Source organism: Anoxybacillus sp. MB8 (genome assembly GCF_011006755.1).
In the GTDB taxonomy this organism is placed as follows: Bacteria; Bacillota; Bacilli; order Bacillales; family Anoxybacillaceae; genus Anoxybacillus; species Anoxybacillus gonensis.
The window spans coordinates 1-5512 of sequence record NZ_RXXX01000074.1 but is presented as its reverse complement, the minus strand read 5'-3'; the positions used below and the strand labels follow the sequence as shown (position 1 = coordinate 5512).

Below are 5512 nucleotides of genomic sequence, written 5' to 3'. Positions count from 1 at the left end.
TTGGTCAAGGGCGAATCCGATTCCACCATCCCCTTTATTTCCCTTCAAAAGGTAGCCCGTGATGACTTTTCATAGATTTTTTGACGCTACCATTCGTTTACATATTTATCATACCATGTTCCTATTTATCCTCGTGCACAAAATTAACACTTTTTCAGTGAATTATGTTACAATTTTTCAAAAAACGAGGAGTGTTTCATTTGGAGTGGAAGGAAGGTGCGATTGTTACGGGTGTTGTGACGGGAATACAGCCATATGGGATATTTGTATCGCTTGATGAACGAACTCAAGGACTCATTCATATTTCAGAAATTACAGACGGGTATGTAAAAAATATTTATGATTATGTGGATGTAGGAGAATGTGTTCGGGTAAAAATTATCGCGATCGATGAAAAAACGAAGCGAATTAGCTTATCGTTGCGTGATGTTGATCATGACACAACGAATATCGAAACCCCTTTAGGATTTCAACCGTTAAAAATGCAACTAGAAAAATGGATTGCTGAAGCGAAAAAAACGTACAACTCACCGAATGATCGGTGAGTTGTACGTTTATGTTCTCGACATTTTTGGTTCTGTACGTCCGAGTTCTTCCGTCGGTTTAAACAGCAATACAAGGTTAATGAGCCCAGCAATTCCGACGAGAGCGTAAACAATGCGAGCGAAAGCCGATGCTTGACCACCGAAAATAGCTGCCACAAGATCGAAGCGGAAAAAGCCAATGAGCCCCCAGTTTAGCGCTCCAATAACAGTAAGCAATAGTGCGATTCGTTGTAACGTGCTCATGTTCATCCTCCTTTAAAACATCGTATTCATTTATAGAATGGATCATTGGAAGAGAAGTATGCATAAAAAATGCAATTTTCTTTACTTATTTGTTTCTTTTGGAAATAATGAAAGGAAGGAGGGATAAACATGGAAAATTTCGTTTTTCATAATCCAACGAAATTAATTTTCGGTAGAGGACAGATTGAACATTTGAAAAAGGAACTTCATTCGTATGAACGCATTTTAATCGTATATGGCGGAGGAAGCATTAAGAAAAATGGCGTATATGATGATGTCATATCTATTTTGCGTTCATTAAATAAGTCTTGGACTGAGCTTGCTGGTGTTGAACCAAACCCTCGTTTATCTACTGTGCAAAAAGGGATTGACATATGCCGTCAAGAAAACATTGATTTTATTTTAGCGGTTGGAGGCGGAAGTGTCATTGATTGTGCCAAAGCCATTGCAGCGGGGGCGTTATATGATGGGGACGCATGGGATTTTATTTCGCGAAAGACGACCGTTCAACGGGCACTGCCAATAGGAACAGTATTAACGTTAGCAGCGACAGGATCAGAAATGAATGCAAATTCTGTTATTACAAATTGGGAAACGAAGGAGAAATACGGTTGGAGCAGTCCGGCTGTCTTTCCTACATTTTCGATTTTAGATCCCGTTTATACAACAACTGTTCCGAAAGACCATACAGTGTATGGCATTGTTGACATCATGTCGCACGTATTAGAACAATATTTTCACCATGCGCCAAATACGCCATTACAAGATCGTATGTGTGAGTCCATTTTACGAACTGTAATTGAAACGGCTCCAAAACTTATTGAAAATTTACAACATGTTGATCATCGTGAAACAATTTTATATTGTGGAACGATGGCTTTAAATGGAATTTTACGCATGGGGCTACGCGGTGATTGGGCGACACATAATATTGAGCATGCTGTGTCGGCAGTGCATGACATTCCACACGCAGGTGGGTTAGCTATTTTATTCCCGAATTGGATGAAACATGTACTTGATGAACATGTGGAGCGTTTTAAGCAGCTAGCTGTTCGGGTGTTTGACGTTTATCCAGAAGGAAAAGGAGATCGGGAAATTGCGCTAGAAGGAATTGAAAAGCTTCGAGCGTTTTGGAATAGCATAGGTGCTCCTTGTCGATTAGCAGATTATCATATCGGTGAAGAATCATTGCCAATAATAGTAGAAAAAGCAATGGCGTTCGGCCCATTTGGTAATTTTAAAAAGTTACACGATGATGATGTCATGGCGATTTTACAAGCCTCATTGTAAAGTGCGAAAAATGTCATAATGAATCCGTTTACATTGTTTTCGTGAACTTGATTCTCGATATTTATTTCGCTAAAGTGAAAGAGGATACAATCATTGAGGAGGAAACGTACATGACGCATATTCAGTTTGACTACTCAAAAGCGTTGACTTTTTTTGGTGAACATGAATTAACGTATTTGCGTGATGCAGTGAAAGTGGCACATCATGCTCTGCATGAGAAAACAGGACAAGGAAACGACTTTTTAGGATGGATTGATCTCCCTGTCGCATATGATCGCGAAGAGTTTGCTCGCATTCAACAAGCAGCTAAAAAAATTCAACAAGACTCTGATGTATTGTTAGTCGTCGGCATTGGTGGTTCTTATCTTGGTGCTCGTGCGGCAATTGAAATGTTGCAACATTCTTTTTACAACGCGCTCCCAAGCGAAAAACGAAAAACACCGCAAATTATTTTCGTCGGCAACAACATTAGTTCTACATATATGCGCGATGTTATGGATTTACTGGAAGGAAAAGATTTTTCCATTAACGTCATTTCGAAATCGGGAACGACGACAGAACCAGCGATTGCATTCCGTATTTTCCGTAAACTTCTTGAAGAAAAGTACGGAAAAGAAGAAGCGCGCAAACGCATTTATGCAACAACAGACCGTGCGCGTGGAGCGTTAAAAACGTTAGCGACAGAGGAAGGATACGAAACATTTGTTATTCCAGATGATGTAGGTGGTCGTTACTCTGTTTTAACAGCGGTCGGTTTATTGCCAATTGCCGTAAGCGGAGCGGATATTGAGGCAATGATGAAAGGGGCTGCCCAAGCACGCGAAGATTTCAGTAAATCAGAACTAGAAGAAAACATTGCTTATCAATATGCTGCTGTACGTAATGTGCTATACAACAAAGGGAAAACAATTGAGATGCTTATTAACTACGAGCCAGCGTTACAATATTTTGCTGAATGGTGGAAGCAATTGTTTGGTGAAAGTGAAGGAAAAGACCAAAAAGGTATTTTCCCAGCTTCTGCAAACTTTTCGACAGACCTTCATTCGTTAGGGCAATATGTGCAAGAAGGTCGTCGCGACTTGTTTGAAACTGTATTAAAAGTAGAAACACCACGTCATGAGTTGACGATTGAAGCAGAAGATAACGACTTAGATGGATTAAACTATTTAGCAGGAAAAACAGTTGACTTTGTCAACACAAAAGCGTTTGAAGGAACATTGTTAGCACATACAGACGGTGGTGTACCAAACTTAGTTGTAACGCTACCACGATTAGATGAATATACATTCGGTTACCTTGTTTACTTCTTTGAGAAAGCGTGTGCGATGAGCGGATATTTACTTGGAGTCAATCCGTTTGATCAACCAGGTGTAGAAGCATACAAAGTGAACATGTTTGCTCTTCTTGGTAAACCTGGATACGAAGAGAAAAAGGCTGAGCTTGAAAAACGATTGAAATAATGAAAAAAAGAGCTTTTCCTGGGTGCAGGGAAAGCTCTTTTTTTGGGCATGATAACAAACAGAGGAGGAGTGATCGATATGATTGAAATTCCATCTGCATTAGAAGGAAAAACATTTTTATTAAATGTGTTAGAACAGGAATTAAAACCTCTCGGCTATGTGATCGGTGGAAATTGGGATTACGATCACGGTTCGTTCGACTATAAGATGGCGGATGATGTTGGGTACCAATTTTTACGCCTTCCATTCGTCGCGATCGATGGACAACTGGATTCATATGGGGCAACGGTTGAATTGAAGCGCCCATACGTCTTATGCCATAAATATCAGCGTGGCTTAGATGACAATGTGCATATTGGGAATATAAACGCATCATTTAATCAATTTTCTGAGCCAGAAGATCCCGATGCAACGGTACCTGATCAATATGTAGCTATGGCAAAAACGCTCGTCAAAGATTTAGAAGAACGGTTATTGCGCTAATACGATAAGTTCATCTGTCGACCGAATGATCGTATGCGACGGTGGATTAATTACAACATGTTGATTGTTAGCGACACCGATAAGCAATATATCTTCTTTTTTTAATTCCATGAGCATTGACGCAAAAGACATCCCGTTCCATTCGTCGCGCATAGCCAACCGTTTGATTGGATGTTTTTTGAATTGCTCGACGTCGTTTAATATGTTTGGAGATGAGAGGCAATTGGTCATTAAGAAGCTGATCCATTTATTTGTTTCAATCGTTTCATCTGCCCCAGCGCGCTTTGCATTATCAACTTGGGTAGTTGTTAATATTTCCACAACCGTATACACGGATGGATGAAGCGCTTTTACTGTTAAAAGGGTGACGATGGATGCTAAATCGGCCTCCGTTTCGTTTTTATGTTGATTGGCAGTAATAATGACGGTGCGGGCTTCAAATACGTTTGCTTTTTTCCACACATCGTCATGCGTCGGATTTCCTTTAATGAAATGAACGTGTTTCGGAACATCCCAACGTTTTAGTGTCTCATCGATCACGAGACACGGAATGTCGGGCGGCATGAGAGCAAGTAGCTGGCGAATGCGTTCATTCCATCCGACTAAGATGACATGTCCCCCTTTTGTATAAGGGAGTTCCCCAGTTGATAAAGCGTTTTCTTTTGAAAGTGCTTTTGTAGATAGCGTGACAAAATAAGCTGAAACAAAAGCTGTACCGAGCAAAATGAGAGTGATAGCGACAAGTTTACCACCCAATGTTTTCGGTACGAGGTCGCCATAACCAATCGTTGTTGTTGTAATGAGCGCCCACCATATGCCGTCGAATGCTGTTAAAAATGTTTTTGGCTCGACGACATGAATGATCATCCCGAATAAACAGATAATTGTTGTAATGGTGAATATGATTCGTATCAGTGGAGAAAGTCGCCAATATGAAGCGAGAAATTCATACCATCTCATCTATTTTCCCTCCTGTTTTATTATTGTAGACGAGATGGTGTCATTTCTTACATATTTTCTCTCCAAAAGAAAATAATATGAACGAAAGGAGGGACGCTGATGGATATGCATCGCATTAAACAAATTGTTTCTTCGCCAGATGATATTCGGGTATGTTATCACGGTCAATCTGTTTGGATTGATGGGTACGATGAAGCGAATCGAACAGCTACCGTACATATGCGTGGCCGGGAACATGAACGTCACATCGTTCCAGTAGAAGAACTAACAGAAGAGTAAAAGAAAAACCCTTGCGATGCAAGGGTTTTTTGATGGAGCATACCGGGTTCGAACCGGTGACCTTCGCGCTGCCAGCACGACGCTCTCCCAGCTGAGCTAATGCCCCTTTTGTTTATATTGTAAAAACATTTTGTTTCTTCGTCAATCGATATTAAGAGATCGTTTGAGTCAAGACTTTGTGGGAGATTTTTTTCTCGACCGATTTTTTTGGTTATATATGGTTTTATAAAATCGTTATATGTAAGCGCTTTT

General features: G+C 40.3%; 7 protein-coding genes and 1 tRNA gene. 5 read left to right on the top strand and 3 right to left on the bottom strand.

The genetic code is table 11. The features are described 5' to 3' along the window. The first annotated feature begins 200 nt into the window (after nt 1-200). Nucleotides 201-545 carry a CvfD/Ygs/GSP13 family RNA-binding post-transcriptional regulator gene (locus tag EKC99_RS14960; RefSeq protein WP_019417391.1) on the top strand — a complete coding sequence of 115 codons (345 nt, stop codon included), beginning with the start codon at nt 201-203 and terminating at the stop codon, nt 543-545. 9 nt (nt 546-554) lie between these two features. Here EKC99_RS14960 and EKC99_RS14955 read toward each other — a convergent pair whose 3' ends face one another. Continuing rightward, nucleotides 555-788 (bottom strand): DUF378 domain-containing protein, encoded by a 234-nt coding sequence (locus tag EKC99_RS14955; protein ID WP_004892293.1) that lies wholly within the window; start codon nt 786-788, stop codon nt 555-557. Between the two features lie 129 nt (nt 789-917). On the opposite strand from EKC99_RS14955, the gene EKC99_RS14950 reads away from it, so the two are divergent. From EKC99_RS14950 to EKC99_RS14940, 3 genes are all read left to right on the top strand, one after another. Further along, entirely contained in the window at nt 918-2078 is a 1161-nt protein-coding gene (locus EKC99_RS14950) for an iron-containing alcohol dehydrogenase (protein WP_009362212.1), read from the top strand. Between the two features lie 110 nt (nt 2079-2188). Next, a complete protein-coding gene (locus tag EKC99_RS14945; protein ID WP_041638934.1) occupies nt 2189-3538 on the top strand; it encodes a glucose-6-phosphate isomerase in 1350 nt (449 codons plus the stop codon). A gap of 78 nt (nt 3539-3616) precedes the next feature. Beyond that, a complete protein-coding gene (locus EKC99_RS14940; RefSeq protein ID WP_009362210.1) occupies nt 3617-4021 on the top strand; it encodes a YugN-like family protein in 405 nt (134 codons plus the stop codon). On the opposite strand, the gene EKC99_RS14935 is transcribed toward EKC99_RS14940, so the two are convergent. Continuing rightward, nucleotides 4010-4981, bottom strand: coding sequence for a potassium channel family protein (locus tag EKC99_RS14935; protein ID WP_163152608.1), 972 nt, complete (start codon nt 4979-4981; stop codon nt 4010-4012). The genes EKC99_RS14940 and EKC99_RS14935 overlap by 12 nt on opposite strands. A gap of 99 nt (nt 4982-5080) precedes the next feature. Here EKC99_RS14935 and EKC99_RS14930 point away from each other — a divergent pair, with 99 nt between their 5' ends. Beyond that, nucleotides 5081-5260: an H-type small acid-soluble spore protein gene (locus tag EKC99_RS14930; RefSeq protein ID WP_009362208.1), complete on the top strand. Its 180-nt coding sequence runs from the start codon at nt 5081-5083 to the stop codon at nt 5258-5260. 33 nt (nt 5261-5293) lie between these two features. Here EKC99_RS14930 and EKC99_RS14925 read toward each other — a convergent pair. Continuing rightward, a tRNA-Ala gene (locus tag EKC99_RS14925) sits at nt 5294-5366 on the bottom strand. Nucleotides 5367-5512: the final 146 nt, after the last annotated feature.